The organism is Halovivax cerinus (assembly GCF_024498195.1).
GTDB lineage: Archaea > Halobacteriota > Halobacteria > Halobacteriales > Natrialbaceae > Halovivax > Halovivax cerinus.
In genome coordinates, this window is record NZ_CP101824.1 from 2650375 (window position 1) to 2667313 (window position 16939).

Sequence of the window (16939 nt, forward strand, 5' to 3'; positions counted from 1 at the left end):
CGCATCCGACCCCTGAATCGATCCGTGACGAACTGCGTTCTGGCCTCGGTGACGATCCGTGTTCCGTACCGGTCGCGTCGGCTGAACCAACAGCTACAACGGTCGACGTGCTTTGAGGGCCATGGGAATCGACTACAGCGCGCTTCGGGACCCGAACGCCGAGTACACGATGCGCGATCTGTCGGCCGACTCGATGGGCGTCACCGCGAAACGCGGCGGCGGCCGCGACGTCGAGATCACGGACGTCCAGACGACGATGGTCGACGGCAACTTCCCGTGGACGCTCGTCCGGGTCTATACGGACGCCGGGATCGTCGGGACGGGCGAGGCCTACTGGGGGGCCGGTGCGCCGGAGTTGATCGAGCGAATGGTACCGTTTCTTCGCGGGGAGAACCCCCTAGACGTCGATCGCCTGACGGAGCACCTCGTCCAGCGGATGTCCGGCGAGGGGTCGATCGGCGGCGTGACGGTGACGGCCATCTCGGGTATCGAGGTGGCGTTGCACGACCTTGTTGGCAAGATCCTCGACGTGCCGGCCTACCAGCTGCTCGGCGGGAAGTACCGCGACGCGGTTCGCGTCTACTGCGACTGCCACGTCGAAGCGCCCACGGACGAGGGTGACACTGCCGATGGAGGTGACACCGGCTACGGGAACGGACCGCCGACACGGGCCGCCACCGGCGAAAACCCGCCACCGGCCGAGCCGCTCGTCCAGGCCGAGGAGGCCGAACGCGTCGTCGAGGAGCTGGGCTACGACGCTCTGAAGTTCGATCTCGACGTGCCATCCGGTCACGAGAGGGACCGGGCGAACCGTCACCTGCGCGACGCCGAGATCGAACACAAGCGATCGATCGTCGAGGCGGTCACCGAGGCGGTGGGTCACCGGGCGGACGTGGCCTTCGACTGCCACTGGTCCTTCACCGCGGGGAGCGCCAAGCGACTGGCGAACGCGCTCGAACCGTACGACGTCTGGTGGCTCGAAGACCCCGTTCCGCCGGAGAACCACGACGTCCAGCGTGAGGTAACGCAATCGACGTCGACGCCGATCGCCACGGGGGAGAACGTCTATCGCACGCACGGCCAGCGCCGGCTCCTGGAGGATGGCGCCGTCGACATCGTCGCACCGGACCTTCCGAAGGTCGGCGGCATGCGCGAGACCGCGAAGATCGCCGATCTCGCCGACCTCTACTACGTCCCCGTGGCGATGCACAACGTCTCTTCGCCGGTCGCGACGATGGCCAGCGCACAGGTTGGCGCGGCGGTCTCGAACGCGCTGGCCGTCGAGTTCCACGCCTACGAACTGGAGTGGTGGGCGGACCTCGTCGAAGAGACCGTGATCGAGGATGGGTACATCGAGATTCCCGAGGAGCCCGGTCTCGGGGTGACGCTGGACATGGACGTCGTCGCCGAGCACATGGTCGAGGGCGAGGAGCTGTTCGAGGAGGCCTGAGTCGAATGGACGCGAATCCAGCTGCCGATACGGACGGTGACGAACCGCTCGCCACCATCGTCGACAGCGGCGTCGTCGCCGTGCTCCGCGGGGTCGATCGCGAGGCCGTGGGTCCGGTCGCGAACGCGCTCGTCGAGGGTGGTGTGCTGGGCATCGAGATCACGGCCGACGATCCCGGCGCAACGGAGAAGGTGTCACGGCTGCGTAGCGAACTCGACGGGACCGACGCGGTGATCGGTGCCGGAACCGTGCTCGACCCCGCCACGGCGAGTGCGGTCGTCGACGCCGGTGCGTCGTTCGTCGTCACACCGCACACGGCGCCGGACGTCGTCCGGACGTGCAACCGTCGCGGCGTCCTCTCGATGTGCGGCGTGCTGACGCCGACGGAGGCCGTGACCGCGATGGAGGCGGGGGCGGACGTCCTGAAAGTCTTCCCCGCCAGTAGCGTCGGTCCGGACCACCTCTCCGCGCTCGCCGGCCCGCTCGGGAACGTGGCGATGATTCCCACCGGCGGCGTCTCGTTGCAGAACGCGGCCGACTACATCGACGCCGGCGCGTGCGCGGTCGGCGTCGGGAGCGACCTGGTCGACGGCGACGCGATAGCCACGGGGGACGTCGACACGCTCGAACGCCGCGCCGAAAAGTTCGTGGACGAAGTCGCCGACGCCCGCGCGGAGTGAGGTGCGTTCGCGATCGAGAGTGACGCCGTGGCGGATCGGCACCCAGATCACGCGGGCGTCGACGGCACGAGCGTCCGTCCCGTCTCCACGTCTCGGTCCTCGTCGACAGCGCGGGGAGCGGGATTCCGGACGTCGCCGAGGAACTGGACCTGCACATGCCCGCGGCGGGGGAGGGCCAGCACCTGTTCTCGCCGCTGGACCTCGATCCGACGGTCGCGGACACGGACGGCGACGGCCTTCGGGACGACGATGAGGTCGACATCGCCGTCAGTTACGTCCACTCGAGTTCCGGCGGGAAACTGCGCGGGTACGTCTCCCAGGCCTACTCGCACCCCGCCCGTGTCGATTCGACCGGTGACGGGCTGACTGACCCCGAGCAGACCGAGGGTTGGCTCGCCACGTACGCGACGAACGAAGAGCAGACGGAGACGTTCCTGGAGGAACTCGACGCGGCAGAGGACATCGGCGATCTGGACGAGGATATCCTCGAAGAGACACGTGTCTTTGCCGACCCGCTGGTCGAGGACACCGACGGTGACGGGCTCTCAGACGCCGACGAGTTGCGCTACGGGACGGATCCGGAGGCGACTGACACGACGGGCGACGGCGTGTCGGACGGCGAAGCGCTGACGGGCGCGTACGATCCGAGGCTGTACGACCTTCGGCCGCCGTCGATCGAGGTCTGGGACGCGTCGTACGACGGCGAGCCGATCTTCGAGGGGACGTACCACACGGAGTACTACGTCGAGGATCCGGCGGGGCTGGCGGAGTCGGAGGTGCTGTACAACGAGGAGGTCAGGGAGACCCACTCACTGGACGGCGTGTCGAGCGAGCCGATCGACAGCGCGGTGACGATCGGCGCGGCAGAGATGGTTGGCGATATGTTCTCGGGGTCGACGATCGCGGTCACCGCGGAGGATCGAAACGGGAACGTAGAGCGGGTGGTGGCCTACGAGCGGACCAACCTCATGGGGCAGATCTCCGAGGAGTTGCGCGCCCAGGGCCTGAGCCACGCGACGGTCGAATATTACATGGGCGTGCTCTCGGGGCTGACGTCGGGTGCGGGCGAGATCTACGGCTTCCTGCTGGCGCTGTACAAGAAGCCGATCGAGACGATCGCGGCGATGACGGATATCATCGACGTGATCACGAACTTCACGGAAGTGATCGCGTCGCTTCCGGCGGCGATCGACGCCCAGCAGGATCAAAACAACCCGCACGCGCCGGGGAGCGAGTTCTACCAGGAGTACCGGATCGGGTGGTACGAGGGCTACGTCGGCTGGTTCATCCTGGAGGCGCTGGTGCCGGGCGGCGCGATCGTGAAGGCGGTGAAGAACACGAAGCGCTTCCAGAAGATCGCCAGCAAGCTGGACACCGGCGAGATCAACCGGGCGGCGAAACTCGCCGGTCGGGTCAAACACACGACGAAGACGCAGGCGAAATTCGCGCGGACGCAGCTGTCGCGCGGGTTGCACACCTCGATCGGGGTCACGCGCGACGCCGGAGAGCGCGTCCTGAGCGAGATCCGGACCGCGGGCGCGCAGTATCGGGTCGCGACGTTGCTCCACCGGCACGACGTCGATGGTGACGCCCTGAACGATCTGGACCCGGAAGCGCAGTCGACCGTCGGGCCGACGATCCAGCGTGGCGGTGCGAAGACCGCGGAGGCGATGACCGACGGTGGCGTCGACGACGTCTGGCGTGTACACAACATGGATTTCGACGTCGATTCGGAGAAGCTCGCGTCGAATCTGGTGGATCACTCGGATGAGATCGAACTGGAGCAGCTCGTCGACGATCTGGAGGTGCTGTCGGAGGCTGGGGTTCCCGGACGGAATCGTATTGCTGATGACCTTCTTGAAGCGGAGGCAAGTAACATTGATGGCCCGGCGTTCGAAGCGAGAGTTACTATCGAAAAGGGCGTAGACAACGTGAAAGAAGTGCAAAAACCGAATCCCTACTCAAGGGGTGATATAGATGTCGTGACCACTGATGGCCGGGTTATCGAGGCGAAAAGCGGCGATTATTCAGGAGCGGTAAAAGGAGATGAAATGTATAAGAAACTCGAAAACAAGATCGGACAATACCAGCAATACATCGAGGTCGAGGGAGGCACTCTCGAGGTAGCTTTAAAGACGGAGCCTCACGAGGATATCACGGACATGGTCGAATCCAACGGTGGGGAGGTGGTCACGTATCCATGAGCGATTTCCTCTCAATTCCCTATCTCCTCGAGTCGGAACCGGAACCAGCGGAAATCGAGTCGCTCCTCCGTTTCTGTTTCGACGACTTGGAATGTTCGCGTTCGCCGCCGGATAGCGACGATGCTCGCCGGTTCGGCTACTCGACACAGTGTACCGATGGAATCTGCTACGAACCGACCGTTGACGAGGCTGTCAACGGAATCGTTCGAACAGAAGGCGGTACGCTGTGGTTGTGGTACGGTGATCTCTACGTGGGGATTCACGTCCCAGGCCAATCACCGAAGCGTATCGACGTGCCAAATCTATCGCTGTCTATCGACGAGTGGTACACCAAACCCAGGAATTACGAATCCCCGGAACTCATCCCGGAATTCATTCACGCCCTCTACGACTATCTCTCGCCGATCTACGTTTATGGCGACATGTATCTTGATGAATCGGTACTCTCGGAATCAGGCATCGAACGAGGCGAGATTGAAGATCTCTTCTGGGTGAACGGATTCGGGCCGGAGATGGTCGAGAACCTCGGTCGGGAACGAGTCCTGGAAGCACCCGCGTGGCGTGTCGATGAGCGCGAAGACGGCGGGGTCTTCCTCTGGCTGTCCAAATATGCGTTCACTGGACGCAGTGAGTATCTGGAAGCGCTTCACGAGCAATTCGGACTCGAATCGTAAGCTGATTCTCCCCGAAGTTCTCACTGATCCCCTTCTATCAGAGATTTAGCGGGTGGAGACCCTTGCTGGCTGAGTCACGCACACGACGGAGACGCAGGCGCAGTTCACGCGGACGCAGCTGTCGCGCGGGTTGCACACCTCGATCGGCGTCACGCGGGACGCCGGTAAGCGCGTCCTGAGCGAGATCTGGACCGTGCCACGACCATCACGGCAGTACTTCACTCGTCACGACGAGTCCCGTTCAAACGGAACGGGGCTGTAGAGAGTAGTCTCCGCGAGCGACCGAAGGGAGCGAGCGGGCCGACGACCGATGTGGAGTGACGCGAAGCGTCACGAAACGGAGGGAGGAGTGCTTTTCATCGAAGTTTTTCCGAGGGACGTCGCGTTGTTCGGCGAAGCCGACAGCGCGACAGACCGCAGAGAAAAAGTTCGGGTCGCAAGGCATATGCGGCCGAGCGTCCCTAGAGGGGATATGGACTTCCCACCGAATCAGGGGCTCGATCAGGACGAGGTCACCGAACAGGTCGACGAGGCGATCGCGGAGAACGACGTCGTACTCTTCATGAAGGGGACGCAGCTGATGCCTCAGTGTGGGTACTCCCGGAAGGCGCTAGGACTCATCTCCCAGCACCGCGAGGAGTTCGAGACGGTGGACGTCCTGGAGTCGATAGACGAGTACCGCCAGGCGCTCTCGGCCCAGAGCGGCTGGGAGACGATCCCGCAGACCTACGTCGACGGCGAGTTCGTCGGCGGGAGCGATATCCTGGAGGAACTCCAGGAGCAGGGCGAACTCGCGGAGACGCTCGACGCGGCGTGAGCGGGCCGCCGAAAAAATCTCAGAATCGTGGTACGTGCAGCCGCGAACCCGTCACCCGATGGTGATTCATCCGGTCTCTCGCTTGTAGTATCGAACAGCAGGTCATTTAAGCGCCGCCCTCGTATGGACGAGTAAGCGAGCACTCCAGAACTGTCACCATGTCATCAGAGGAATCCGGACACGTATATCGTCTCCACTCGACGCTCGAACTGCCCCTCGAGGACCTACACGATCACCTCGACGAAGCCACCTACCCCGACGGGATCGCCGACGTGGAACTCACCCGGCGCAACAACACCCTCATTCTCAAGGCCGACGCCGAGGACGATAGCGTCAGCAAGTACACGCCCTCCGCCCAGCTCAAGGCCAGCGTGACCGAGAACCGCGTCTACGAGGAGGACCCCGACGAGCGCCGGAACGCCTTCCGCTGGGAGGACGAGGAGGAAGAGGAGATCGAATCGGAACTCGTCGAGTACGCCGCCTTCAAGGGCGACCGCGAGACCGTCCTGCAGAACTCACTCCTGCAGTACGAGATGTTCCTCGTCCTCTGTGACATCGCCGAGCAGTCCGAGAAAGGCACCCTGACTGCCATCTCCGACCACGACGGCGACCTCGAGGCGACGCGCATCGTCGACGGCGAGGTCCGCCCCGCCGACGTCGAGGTCGTCGAAGGCCCCCGCGACACGTCGAACTCCTCCGGCGGCGTCAACTGGCGCGACAACAAGTTCATCAGCGACTGATTGGTCTCTCCACTAGCCCATCTCCACCTCACCCGGATAGCGTCTCGTTCAGATGTCAGTTTCACAACTTTTTCTGTTCCCGGAAGACGTTTCAAAACCGGTGTGTATACGAGCGTCGCTTCTCCACTCACGGTGGCCCGCCCCCGATTAGCGCACCGATCGGATTTCGACACGCTGGCGGCTACTCGGTCCCCTTTCGTGGAAATGGGTTTGCGATACCGTGAGGACCGTTATATCTCCGTAACCACTCTTTGATTCCAATCCGAATACCAGTAACTATATTACTCATCACGTCAAACATGCGCACGGAAGCTACGTCCGCACGGGCACGAAGTGCCCCGGATGTTAGAGGCACCCGGGACGTGGCTTCCAAATCCTGAAGAGGGATTTTGGTCGCCATGTTACGAAACACACCACCACGACAAAAAGGTCTCGCCCGCTCTCGGTCTAGAGAGTCGAAACGTTATCCGTCGCTCACGTTCGATTTCCGGGATTGGGGGCCGAGATCCACCGGGTGGCACGTTCTGCCGTTCCGTGGTGATCTCGGATGAGATCCGTCGAATCGTCGAGCGGCGGGGCCGGCGAGGCGCCTCGCATCTGCGAGTGCTACCGGTGTGATCGCGACGTGGCGCGCCCGTTCCTCTTTCGGGTTACCGTCGAGGTGCCCGACGTACTCTCGGAGACGTACGCCGACTCGGAACGTCTCTGCTGTGAGCACTGCGCCGCGGCGATGAACCTCTCCGAGTTCTCCCGACGGATGAAAACGCACGCAGAACGCCGCGACGAGGCGTCGGGCGGCTGAGGACACGGGCGTCGTTCCGGTGCCAATCCGGCCGCGCACGCCGTGTGCCCGCAACGAGGCACGTTCTGTGTTATAGAACGATCACTATTCCGACAGCGACGAAATAGGAGGCCAACAGCAACAGTCCGGGCCCGTCGTAGTCAGTCCCTGGAATCATGCCGATGATGTGCAGGACGAACGCGATGGCGAGGCCAACGAAGACGAAAATCGAGTAGATATTCGATAGGGCCAGGATCACTCCAGCGACGACCAACCCTGCGGCTATCACCACGTCGAAAACCTGCCCATCGAGATCGAACGATTCCGAGACCGTTCCTGAGCCGGACATGCGTACTTGTGTAACCCATTTGTGTGTACAAAAGTTGTGATGATGGCGATCGAGGGTGGAACGTCCGTGCTGTCTGGTTCGAGTCACCGGTACTGTAGCGGCCGCGCTACTATCCGTCCCCACTGTCGACGGTTGGTGGTCCCCCATCACCGTACCGATCGGCACGTCGACTCCTTCCGACTCAAAGTCAGTTCGTTCCGACAAAGGTGAGTTCGCTCCGACAAAGGTGAGTTCGAATACGGCCACGCTCGCCGGCCGCATCACCGCTTTCGAAGCCGCTTTGTGCCGGCCGTTCGACGTGAACGCGTGTCCCGTTTCGCGAGTCTTCGGGGATTCGACCGCGGCGTCTGGGTCGTCGCGATCGCCCGCTTCGTGAACGTCCTCGGCTCGGGGATGGTCTACCCTTTCGCGACGCTGTACTTCTACCGCGAGGTGGGTATCCCGTTCACGCTCGTGGGGACGGGTCTGTTCGCGAACTCGCTCGGTCTGGCGACCGGCACGCTGGTCGGCGGCTTCCTGGCCGATCGGTACGGTCGTCGTCCGGTGATGGTGGCGAGCATGGCGCTCGCGGCGCCGTCGCTGGCCGCGTACGCGCTGGTGACGACCGCCGTCGAGTTCACCGTCGTCGCCGCGATCGCGGGCCTGGTGCTCGGTCTGTTCGCTCCGGCGAGTCAGGCGATGGTCGCCGACCTCTCGACGGACGCCCAGCGCGAGCGAGCCTACGCGCTCCTGAAGGTGGCGAGCAACGCCGGGTTCGGCTCGGGGTTCGTCCTCGGCGGGGTGATCTACGGCGTGACGCGGACCGGTGTCTTCGTGGCCAACGGCGCGACGAGCGCCGTCGTCGCCGTCGTCCTCCTCGCTCTGCTTCCGCGGTCACCGGCGGCCGATCGGATCGAGACCGGCGTCGCGTCGCTGCGCGAAACGCTCGCCGCCTGGGGCCGCTCGGTCACCCACCCGACGATCCTCGGTCTCGCCGCCCTCAACGTCGGCTTCGCAGTCATGTACGCACAGATGAACTCGACGATTCCCGTCCACACGGAGGCCGCGTTCGGCCTGACGAGCGAGCAGCTCGGCACGCTGTTCGTCATAAACCCGCTCGTCATCGTCGTCTTCCAGCTGCCGATCGTCTCGCGTATTTCGGCCTGGCGGCGAACCCGCGGACTGCTGGTCTCCGTCGGATTCTGGGCGCTCAGTTTCGTCGCCGTCGCCCTGTCGAACGCCGCGCCGTGGGCGCTCGGCGTCGCCCTCGTGGGAGCGTTTCTCGTCCTGCGGACGCTCGGGGAGATCCTCCACGCCCCGCTCGTCACGTCCCTTGCGAGCGACGTCGGGCCGGCGGCCGAACGCGGCACGAAGTTGTCGGTCATCGAGGTCGCCAAGCGCCTCGGTTTCGGTATCGGACCCGTCGTCGGCGGCCTGTTCTTCGATTACGGGGTCGATCACCTCCTCTGGCCGGCGCTGGTCGTCCTGAGTTTGGGTATCGGCGCCGGTGTCGTCGCCCTGGAGCGACGGATCACGCCGGGCCAGAACGGCGTGGGCGTCGCCGCCGAGTGACCGGCGGGGACTTCCTTCGTAGCCGACGACCAGCGGAGATCGACGAGGTCCCTGTCGACGACCGGCGAGGAGGACTGTCTCCCGATCACTCCAGTCAGTCGACCACGGTGGCCAACGCAGCGATCGCGTCGTCGAACGCGTCCGGGTCGGCGTACGAGAAGGAGAGCCTGAGCGCGTTCGAGCCGGCGTCCGGGTCGGCGTAGAACATCGAGCCCGGCAGGTACGTCACGCCGGCGTCGATGGCGTCGTCGAGTCGGTCGTCGGTGTCGACTGACTCGTCCAGCTCGACCCAGACGAAGAAGCCGCCGTCGGGATCGGTCCACGTGGCGCTCGCCGGCATGTGGCGTTCGAGCGCGTCGAGCAGCCGGTCCCGGCGGGCCGCGTACGCCTCGCGCAACGGCGGGAGCGAGGCTTCGAGGTGGCCGGCGTCGCAGTAGTGGCCGATCACGCTACGGGTGAACGTGTTCGCTCCGCCGGCCGCGAGCGCGTCGATCGCGTCGCGGATCGGCTCGGCGGCGACCAGCCAGCCGAGACGGACGCCGGGCGCGATGGTCTTCGCGAACGACTCGACGCGGATCACCCGACCGGCGTCGTCGAGGGCCGCGAGCGGCGGGACGGTCTCGCCTTCGTACCTGAGGTCGGTGTAGGCGCCGTCCTCGACGACGGCGAAGTCGAACTCGTCTGCGAGCGCGAGCAGGCGTTCGCGCCCCTTCCGCGAGAGCGTGGTCCCCGTCGGGTTCTGGAAGTCGGTGATCGTGTAGAGGAGTTTCGGGATCGGATCGCCCGCCGCTCGCCGCGCGTGGAGTCGATCCGCGAGCGCGTCGACGTCGAGCCCCGCGTCGTCGACCGGCAGCTCCTCGATCTCGACTCCGAAGTTCCGGAAGACGGTGAGCGAGCCCATGAACGTGGGCCGTTCGACGGCGACCACGTCGCCCGGTTCGAGGAACGCTCGACAGACGCTATCGACCGCGTGGGTCGCGCCGTTCGTCAGGAGGACGGCCGTCTCGTCGGGGTCGATCCCGCGGGCCGTGGCCCGGTTCCTGACCGCCGATTCTAGCAGATCGGCGTATTCACCGCCCCCGTACTGGAGGGCCTGTCTCCCTTCAGACGCGAGGACCGTTTCGATCGATTCACGGAGTCGATCGAGACGGAACGAATCGGGATACGGGAAGCCGAACGCCAGGGAGACGGCGTCGGCCGTCGCGAGCCGGCGCCAGCTGCCGTACCCGGACCCATCGAGCGTCGTCCGGGCTTCGGGCGTGAGCAATTCGGAAACGGGGTGTTCGGCGGAGTCTCGCATTCGTTGTCGGAGGGACGGTCGACCGGTAAAAAAGCGTACGCATCCCGTCGAGTGCGACACGGTTCGGGTGGCGGTTTCGAGGGACGACGGAGCCACGGACCGTACGGGACGTGTAGTCCGGCGATTGTGCGGTGGCGTGCCGGGAGCCAAAGGTGTTTGGGAGTCGGTCGCATTCGACCCGCTATGCGCTACGTCGATTGCGGTTCGTTGTTCGACGCCGAGGAGGGAACGGTCGTTCGCGACGCCAGGCTCGTTATCGAGGACGGCAGGATCGCGGACGCCGGGCCGATCGAAGACGTCGCGGAACCGGTTGACGGCGAACGGATCGACCACTCCGGCGAGTTCGTCCTCCCCGGGCTGATCGACGCGCACCTCCACCTCTGGGGTGTTCGATCGATGGACCCGTTCGACCAGCTGATCGAGTCCGATCGTCAGGCGATAAAAGCAGCCCGGGGGACGATGGACTGTCGGACGCTACTCGAGGCCGGGTTCACGACCGTTCGGGACGTCGGCAGTGACGTCGCGATCGGCCTCCGCGACGCGATCCTGGAGGGTGAGATACCTGGGCCCCGGGTCTTCTCCAGTGGGCGGGCGTTCTCGCAGACCGCGGGCCACGGCGACCGTCACTTCCTCCCCAGGCGCTGGCTCGACACCGACGACGATCAGGCGGTGGTCGACGGCGTCACCGAGTGTCGGAAGGGGGCTCGGCGGCGAATTCGTCAGGGGGCAGATCTCATCAAACTCTCGACGACCGGCGGCGTCCTCTCCGAGAAGGACGAACCGCACCACAGTCAGTTCGTCGACGCGGAGATCGCCGCGTTCACGGAAGAAGCCCATCGGGTCGACATCCCGGTCGCCGCCCACGCCCAGGGCGCATCGGGGATCAAGAACGCGCTCAGAAACGGCGTCGACACGATCGAACACGGGATCTACCTCGACGAGGAGGCGATCGATCTCTTCGACGAGACGGGCGCGATCCTCGTCCCGACGCTCTCCATCGTCGATCGCATCTGCGAGTACGGCGCCGACCACGGCGTCCCCGAGTGGGGGCTGGAGAAGGCCCGGCGCGTGCGCGAAGATCACGTCGAGTCGATCCGGTGGGCCTACGACGAAGGGATTCCCCTCGCCGCAGGGACCGACTTCATCGGCCCGGACCTCGTTCCCCACGGCGAGAACGCGATGGAACTCGAACTCTTCGTCGACGCGGTCGGTATGGAACCGATCGAGGCGCTGGAAGCGGCGACGTCGGTCGCCGCGGAGACGATCCCGGCGGACGACGTCGGGTCGCTCACGGTCGGCGATCACGCCGATTTCGTCGCCGTCGACGGTGATCCAACCGCGGATATCTCGATCTTACGTGGCGATCCGGCGGCGGTCTACGTCGACGGCGAGCGTCCGGCGACGTGAGGCCGGCCGTCTCGCGGACGGCTCTCACGGTGTGTCGCGTCTGAGCAGTCGGCGACGGATCCGAGAACGGTGTCTCGACCGGGACGTGTCGATCGTGTTCGGTTCGTCGCGCCTACCCTTCTGCGCGACGCTCGCTGCGATCCAGGCTGCCGGCGCCGGGGAGTACGCCCACGATCTTCTTGGCGTACCCGAGTTTTAGCAGGCCGATCTGGATCAGGATGCCGACGACAGCGAGCGCGAGGAAGAGCGGTTCGGTGGCGTCGAACAGGATCGGATCGAGACTCGCCGCCGACTGGGCCTGTGCGAACGACTCGAAGGTGAGCGTCCGGCTGGCCAGCGCGGCACCGATGAACGAGGTCAGCGCGATCATGGTCGTGTTGGTCAGCGTCATCCCCGCCAGCGCGACGCCGGCACCGATCGCGATCGCCGCGCCCGCTTCGACGAACCAGGCGCCGTCGACGAGGATTGGCGCGAGGACGGTCAGTCCGAGGTAGGTCCCGATGCCGAATCCGATCGCGGCGATCGCGAGCGAGAGCAGCATGTGTGCGACCAGGACGCCGACGACGATTCCGATGGTGATACCGATGCCCGAGGCGACGAGTTCGCCGACCCCGGCTGCGGTGGCGACCGTCGGCGCTACCATGTAGCCGCCGCCGGCGCCGAGTAGCGCGCCCATGAGTGCGACTCCGTACCGTGCGAGTGTCGCCCCGGCGATCAGGAGGACGATCCCGATCGCGACCGGCGCGACGACCAGTGGGTCGAGCATGGCGGAACGTTCGTTCACAGTGGCAAGTACTTTGCGCCCGACTGTCCGTTCGTACGAACGATCACGTCCACCGAATCGTCTTCGAGGCCCGCAATCGGTCGACACACCGCGTGGCCCTGATTGCCGTCGTCTCCCGACGAATCGGTCCGTTTCCGCGTGCTGCGACCGACCCGTACCGTTTTCACCGAGGACGTACCGTCTCTCGGAATGCAGTGCGTACCGCGATGCGGTCCAGTTCGCAAACCGGGGGATTTACGTCGTCTAATTACATCTAATTACGCACATGCCCACCGACAGCCAGATCACGGTCGACGTCGACTACGAGGACGGTTCGGACGAATCGCCCGAGGACTATCCAGCGCTCGAAGACAAGATCGAGAAGGCGATCGAGGTCACCCGCGAGGGACTCGAACAGTACGAGAACCCCGCCGTCATGTGGACCGGTGGGAAGGACTCGACGCTCACGCTGTACTTCATCAAGGAGGTCGCCGAACAGTACGGCCTCGACCTGCCGCCGGCGGTCTTCATCGACCACTACCAGCACTTCGACGCCATCCACGACTTCGTCGACCACTGGGCCGACGAGTGGGACCTGGAGGTCATCTACGCGCGAAACGAGGACGTCGGTTCGTACGTCGAGAATCACGATCTCGAACCGGGCGACGACATCGATATCGCGGACCTCTCCGAACACAACCGACACCACGTCCGCGAAATCCTGGAGTACGAGGAGGACTCGTTCCCCTTCCTGCTCGACACCTACGTCGGCAACCACCTGCTGAAGACGGTCGCGCTCAACGACGCCTTGGAGGAGTACGACATCGACGGCGTCATCTCCGGGGTCCGCTGGGACGAACAGGAGGCCCGCGCCGACGAGACGTTCTTCTCGCCGCGCCACGACCCCGACATCTATCCGCCCCACGACCGCATCCAGCCGATCCTGCAGTTCGACGAACCCGCCGTCTGGGACGCCTTCTGGCACTTCGTCGTCCCCGACACCGTCTCCGACTTCCCCGACGACGGCTACGTCCCCCAGAGCGGTGACGACCTGCCGAACGACCTGACCCAGGACGACATCCCCGTCAGTCCGAAGTACTTCGCCGGTTTCCGCTCGCTCGGCAGCGAAGTAAGCACGGAGAAGGCCGACGAAGACCCGGCCTGGTTGCAGGATATGGAGAACACCACCGAGCGCGCGGGCCGCGCCCAGGACAAAGAGGACCTGATGGAGCGCCTGCGCGACCTCGGGTACATGTAACGAACTTAGTCATCGTCGGGTTCGCACAGAGCGCGAACCACTTCTCGAAAAACGTCGATGAAAACGGCCGCTCACTCGCTTCGCTCACGGGCTTTACCCGTTCGCTTTTCGCGGATCTCGGCCGTCGGGCTCGCGGTTTTCCCGCTCGCATTCCCGCGGTTCTCGCTCACGTCGTTCGCTCCGAACCGCGCACGTTCCGAACCGCGCTGCGCTCGCTCACGGATACCGTGCCCGGTGCCGACCGCGGCGGCGATTCCGTTTTGCCGAAATGAAACACCTCTGACATTCTGGCGCGGTACAACCCCTGTTACGCTGCCGTGGCAAAGTGACTTTTATCTGCACAACTGACTGTTTCCATGGTCGTTCCGCTGGAGATGGGGTGGCGCCACCTGCTGTTCGAGAACTGGCCGATCGAACCGTCTGTGATGGACGCCCACCTCCCCGATTCCCTGTCGCCCGACGTGTACGACGGCTCGGCCTGGCTGTCGATCGTCCCGTTCACCAACGTCGCCGTGCGCCCGAAGGGCCTGCCCGAATCGCTTGGAATCAGACTCCCTGAGCTCAACGTCAGGACGTACGTCACCCGCGACGGCGTTCCGAGCGTCTACTTCTTCAGTCTCGACGCGCAGGGGATCGCGAGCGTCCTTGGGGCCCGCTTCTTTCACCACCTGCCGTACTTCTACGCGCGCATCACGCTGGCACACTCCGACGGCCGAATCCGGTTCCGGAGTCGCCGGCGCCATCCCGGGGCTCGCCCCGCACGATACGAGGGAACGTACCGGCCGACGGGCGACCCGTTTCAGGCACCCACGGACTCGTTCGGCGAGTTTCTCGTCGAGCGGTACCGGTTCTACACCGAGGCTCAGGACGGATCGGTCCGGTACACGGACGTCGAACACGCTCCCTGGACGCTGTACCCTGCCGACGCCGACGTCGTGACGAACACGCTGTTTTCGGCCCACGGGTTCGCGACGTCGGACGGCGAGCCCGTGTACTACTACAGCCCGGGGCTCGACGTCGTCGCCTCGCGAAGTCGCTCGGTGTGAGGTCGTCGACGCGCTCCGGTATCGGACAGCAGTCCGACCGACGGGGTGTGAACCGAACGTGCCACCGATCGAAGATCGAGTCGAGAACGGACGTCGTTTCCCGTCGCCGCAGCGCGTTCAGGATTCGTCCTCGCCGTCGTCGGGAGAGGGACGAACGAGGTTGGCGAGCGAGACCAGAATGCCGAAGAGCCAGCCCGAGGTGACCGCGAAGCCGAACCACATGGCGGCGTACGCCGCCCCTTCGAGCGTGAAGTTATCGCGGAAGAAGTCGTTGAGCCCGCCGACGACGAAGACCGTGTCGAGCAGCCAGACGGCGAGTTCGTAACTGGGCTCCAGGACGTACGGTTCGAGAGACGGCGTGACGAGCGAGGCGGCGACCGGCGGGAGGAAGATGGCCGTCATGGCGAACGGGTAGGCGATCAGGACCGTGAGGAAGCGGCCGCCGTACTTCGACGTGGTCGCGGCGATGGCCGTCGAGACGACGGCGACGGAACTCGCCGCGGCGATGGCGACGAACGGTTCCCAGTCGAGCTGGAGGTAGGCGAGGGCGCTCAACAGCCCCCAGACGACGACGGAGACGAGCGTGATGCCCACGATGCCGAGTCGCGTGACGGTCGAATCCAGCTTCGACGCGTAGAATCGGGTACCGAGTCCGACGACGGCGAGGGGATACAGGAAGAGCAATCCGAGTGCGCCGACGACGTACCAGCTGTAGTACCCGAGCGCCTGCGGGAGCGTCTCGGGTTTCCACTTGCCCATCACCGAGTGGCCGCGCCCGCGCTGTCGCGGGAATATCACCTCCATCCACGTTCCGTGCAGCATCGCCAGATCGAGCATCACCGCACCGATGAAGCCGGTACGGTTTCGCTTTCGCGTGCGGGTTGCCATATCCTGTCCCTGCGACCGGCGGACCGTAAACTTTCCTGTGTATTCTGCCGGGGTGATCGGTTCTGATCCGCCGTGTCAGTGGCGAATCCAGACGCCGTCTGCCGGCACACGGGCCGTCCCCGTCAGATCCGGTTCCAGGGTCCGAAGCCGGGGTCGACCTCGCGGGCGCCGCGGTCGAGGTCGTCGATCCGGTCGAGTTCGTCGTCGGAGAGCGACAGGTCGAGCGACGCCCAGTTGTCGGTGATGTGGTCCGTTCCGGTCGCCTTCGGAATCGCCGTCACGCCCGTCTCGCGGAGCCAGGCGAGGCTCACCTGGGCGGCCGACACGTCGTGGTCGTCGGCGATGTCGGTGAGTGTGTCCTCGTCGAAGACGTGTCCGCGAGCGAGCGGCGAGTAGGCGACCACGTTGATGTCGAGTTCGTCGCAGGTGTCGAGGACGTCCTGTTGTTGGAGGAACGGGTGCAGTTCGAACTGGTGGGCGAAGATGGGCGCGTCGAGTACGTCGGCTGCCTCCTCTAGCTGGTGGGGCAGGAAGTTACTGACGCCAACGTGGCGGGTCACGCCGTCGTCGACCAGTTCGTCGAACGCGGCCAGCGTGGCCTCGGGGTCGTACTCGCGGGCCGGCCAGTGGACGTACAGGAGGTCGACGTCGTCGACTCCGAGCCTGTCCAGGCTCTCGCGAGCCGTTCGCTTCACGTCGTCTGGGGCGAGGTTGTCGATCCAGACCTTCGTCGCGAGGAAGACCTCCTCGCGGTCGACGTCGGCTGCGGCGATACCCGCTCCGACGTCCGATTCGTTGCCGTAGGCTTGCGCCGTGTCGATGTGGCGATAGCCCACGTTCAGGGCCGTTTCGACGCTGGTTGCACACTCGTCCGGGTCGGTGTTCTCCCAGGTTCCGAGGCCCAGGCGCGGCATTCCGTCAACTGTCGGACAGTCCATCGGCTCGATGTCTCTCGGGTCCGAACTCATGTGTGGATCGTTCGGTCTGCACCGGGTAATGCGTTCCCCTTCCGGCGCCCGATTCGGGCTCAC

At 64.9% G+C, this 16939-nt stretch carries 16 protein-coding genes; 11 read left to right on the forward strand and 5 right to left on the reverse strand.

The window, feature by feature from the left end:
* Window positions 1-121: 121 nt before the first annotated feature.
* The 7 genes from NO366_RS12460 (at window position 122) to NO366_RS12490 (ending at window position 7367) form a co-directional block, all read left to right on the forward strand.
* A complete protein-coding gene (locus tag NO366_RS12460; RefSeq protein WP_256531115.1) occupies window positions 122-1450 on the forward strand; it encodes a mandelate racemase/muconate lactonizing enzyme family protein in 1329 nt (442 codons plus the stop codon).
* A gap of 5 nt (window positions 1451-1455) precedes the next feature.
* Window positions 1456-2130: a bifunctional 4-hydroxy-2-oxoglutarate aldolase/2-dehydro-3-deoxy-phosphogluconate aldolase gene (locus NO366_RS12465; protein ID WP_256531116.1), complete on the forward strand. Its 675-nt coding sequence runs from the start codon at window positions 1456-1458 to the stop codon at window positions 2128-2130.
* A gap of 155 nt (window positions 2131-2285) precedes the next feature.
* Window positions 2286-4334 (forward strand): thrombospondin type 3 repeat-containing protein, encoded by a 2049-nt coding sequence (locus NO366_RS12470; protein WP_256531117.1) that lies wholly within the window; start codon window positions 2286-2288, stop codon window positions 4332-4334.
* Between the two features lie 251 nt (window positions 4335-4585).
* Window positions 4586-5008 (forward strand): hypothetical protein, encoded by a 423-nt coding sequence (locus NO366_RS12475; protein WP_256531118.1) that lies wholly within the window; start codon window positions 4586-4588, stop codon window positions 5006-5008.
* Window positions 5009-5480: 472 nt separating this feature from the next.
* Complete coding sequence (locus tag NO366_RS12480) at window positions 5481-5825, forward strand: glutaredoxin family protein (protein WP_256531119.1); 345 nt, start codon at window positions 5481-5483, stop codon at window positions 5823-5825.
* A gap of 158 nt (window positions 5826-5983) precedes the next feature.
* The gene (locus NO366_RS12485; protein ID WP_256531120.1) at window positions 5984-6565 is read left to right on the forward strand and encodes a DUF7110 family protein; all 582 of its coding nucleotides are present in this window, start codon (window positions 5984-5986) and stop codon (window positions 6563-6565) included.
* A 547-nt stretch (window positions 6566-7112) separates the two neighbouring features.
* Window positions 7113-7367, forward strand: a complete 255-nt coding sequence (locus NO366_RS12490; RefSeq protein WP_256531121.1) for a hypothetical protein — start codon at window positions 7113-7115, stop codon at window positions 7365-7367.
* A gap of 70 nt (window positions 7368-7437) precedes the next feature.
* Here NO366_RS12490 and NO366_RS12495 read toward each other — a convergent pair whose 3' ends face one another.
* Complete coding sequence (locus NO366_RS12495) at window positions 7438-7695, reverse strand: hypothetical protein (RefSeq protein ID WP_256531122.1); 258 nt, start codon at window positions 7693-7695, stop codon at window positions 7438-7440.
* A gap of 306 nt (window positions 7696-8001) precedes the next feature.
* Here NO366_RS12495 and NO366_RS12500 point away from each other — a divergent pair, with 306 nt between their 5' ends.
* Complete coding sequence (locus tag NO366_RS12500; RefSeq protein WP_256531123.1) at window positions 8002-9246, forward strand: MFS transporter; 1245 nt, start codon at window positions 8002-8004, stop codon at window positions 9244-9246.
* A 94-nt stretch (window positions 9247-9340) separates the two neighbouring features.
* Here the strand turns inward: NO366_RS12500 and NO366_RS12505 are convergent, their stop codons facing one another.
* Complete coding sequence (locus NO366_RS12505; RefSeq protein ID WP_256531124.1) at window positions 9341-10546, reverse strand: aminotransferase-like domain-containing protein; 1206 nt, start codon at window positions 10544-10546, stop codon at window positions 9341-9343.
* Window positions 10547-10729: 183 nt separating this feature from the next.
* Here NO366_RS12505 and NO366_RS12510 point away from each other — a divergent pair, with 183 nt between their 5' ends.
* On the forward strand, window positions 10730-11953 hold the full coding sequence (locus tag NO366_RS12510) for a metal-dependent hydrolase family protein (RefSeq protein WP_256531125.1): 1224 nt from the start codon (window positions 10730-10732) through the stop codon (window positions 11951-11953).
* Between the two features lie 112 nt (window positions 11954-12065).
* Here the strand turns inward: NO366_RS12510 and NO366_RS12515 are convergent, their stop codons facing one another.
* The gene (locus NO366_RS12515) at window positions 12066-12719 is read right to left on the reverse strand and encodes a phosphate ABC transporter permease (protein ID WP_256531126.1); all 654 of its coding nucleotides are present in this window, start codon (window positions 12717-12719) and stop codon (window positions 12066-12068) included.
* A gap of 283 nt (window positions 12720-13002) precedes the next feature.
* Here NO366_RS12515 and NO366_RS12520 point away from each other — a divergent pair, with 283 nt between their 5' ends.
* Both NO366_RS12520 and NO366_RS12525 read left to right on the forward strand, forming a co-directional pair.
* Window positions 13003-13974 (forward strand): phosphoadenosine phosphosulfate reductase family protein, encoded by a 972-nt coding sequence (locus NO366_RS12520; protein ID WP_256531127.1) that lies wholly within the window; start codon window positions 13003-13005, stop codon window positions 13972-13974.
* A 356-nt stretch (window positions 13975-14330) separates the two neighbouring features.
* On the forward strand, window positions 14331-15020 hold the full coding sequence (locus NO366_RS12525; protein WP_256531128.1) for a YqjF family protein: 690 nt from the start codon (window positions 14331-14333) through the stop codon (window positions 15018-15020).
* Window positions 15021-15137: 117 nt separating this feature from the next.
* Here NO366_RS12525 and NO366_RS12530 read toward each other — a convergent pair whose 3' ends face one another.
* Together NO366_RS12530 and NO366_RS12535 are read right to left on the reverse strand one after the other, a co-directional pair.
* Window positions 15138-15908, reverse strand: a complete 771-nt coding sequence (locus NO366_RS12530; RefSeq protein WP_256531129.1) for a hypothetical protein — start codon at window positions 15906-15908, stop codon at window positions 15138-15140.
* A gap of 122 nt (window positions 15909-16030) precedes the next feature.
* Window positions 16031-16876 (reverse strand): aldo/keto reductase, encoded by an 846-nt coding sequence (locus NO366_RS12535; protein WP_256531130.1) that lies wholly within the window; start codon window positions 16874-16876, stop codon window positions 16031-16033.
* Window positions 16877-16939: the final 63 nt, after the last annotated feature.

What these genes read in the sequence shown, in the direction of transcription:
- NO366_RS12460 (WP_256531115.1), top strand. Translation starts at nt 122, where the DNA reads ATGGGAATCGACTACAGCGCGCTTCGGGACCCGAACGCCGAGTACACG.
- NO366_RS12465 (WP_256531116.1), top strand. Translation starts at nt 1,456, where the DNA reads ATGGACGCGAATCCAGCTGCCGATACGGACGGTGACGAACCGCTCGCC.
- NO366_RS12470 (WP_256531117.1), top strand. Translation starts at nt 2,286, where the DNA reads ATGCCCGCGGCGGGGGAGGGCCAGCACCTGTTCTCGCCGCTGGACCTC.
- NO366_RS12480 (WP_256531119.1), top strand. Translation starts at nt 5,481, where the DNA reads ATGGACTTCCCACCGAATCAGGGGCTCGATCAGGACGAGGTCACCGAA.
- NO366_RS12485 (WP_256531120.1), top strand. Translation starts at nt 5,984, where the DNA reads ATGTCATCAGAGGAATCCGGACACGTATATCGTCTCCACTCGACGCTC.
- NO366_RS12490 (WP_256531121.1), top strand. Translation starts at nt 7,113, where the DNA reads ATGAGATCCGTCGAATCGTCGAGCGGCGGGGCCGGCGAGGCGCCTCGC.
- NO366_RS12495 (WP_256531122.1), bottom strand. Translation starts at nt 7,695, where the DNA reads ATGTCCGGCTCAGGAACGGTCTCGGAATCGTTCGATCTCGATGGGCAG.
- NO366_RS12505 (WP_256531124.1), bottom strand. Translation starts at nt 10,546, where the DNA reads ATGCGAGACTCCGCCGAACACCCCGTTTCCGAATTGCTCACGCCCGAA.
- NO366_RS12510 (WP_256531125.1), top strand. Translation starts at nt 10,730, where the DNA reads ATGCGCTACGTCGATTGCGGTTCGTTGTTCGACGCCGAGGAGGGAACG.
- NO366_RS12515 (WP_256531126.1), bottom strand. Translation starts at nt 12,719, where the DNA reads ATGCTCGACCCACTGGTCGTCGCGCCGGTCGCGATCGGGATCGTCCTC.
- NO366_RS12520 (WP_256531127.1), top strand. Translation starts at nt 13,003, where the DNA reads ATGCCCACCGACAGCCAGATCACGGTCGACGTCGACTACGAGGACGGT.
- NO366_RS12525 (WP_256531128.1), top strand. Translation starts at nt 14,331, where the DNA reads ATGGTCGTTCCGCTGGAGATGGGGTGGCGCCACCTGCTGTTCGAGAAC.
- NO366_RS12530 (WP_256531129.1), bottom strand. Translation starts at nt 15,908, where the DNA reads ATGGCAACCCGCACGCGAAAGCGAAACCGTACCGGCTTCATCGGTGCG.
- NO366_RS12535 (WP_256531130.1), bottom strand. Translation starts at nt 16,876, where the DNA reads ATGAGTTCGGACCCGAGAGACATCGAGCCGATGGACTGTCCGACAGTT.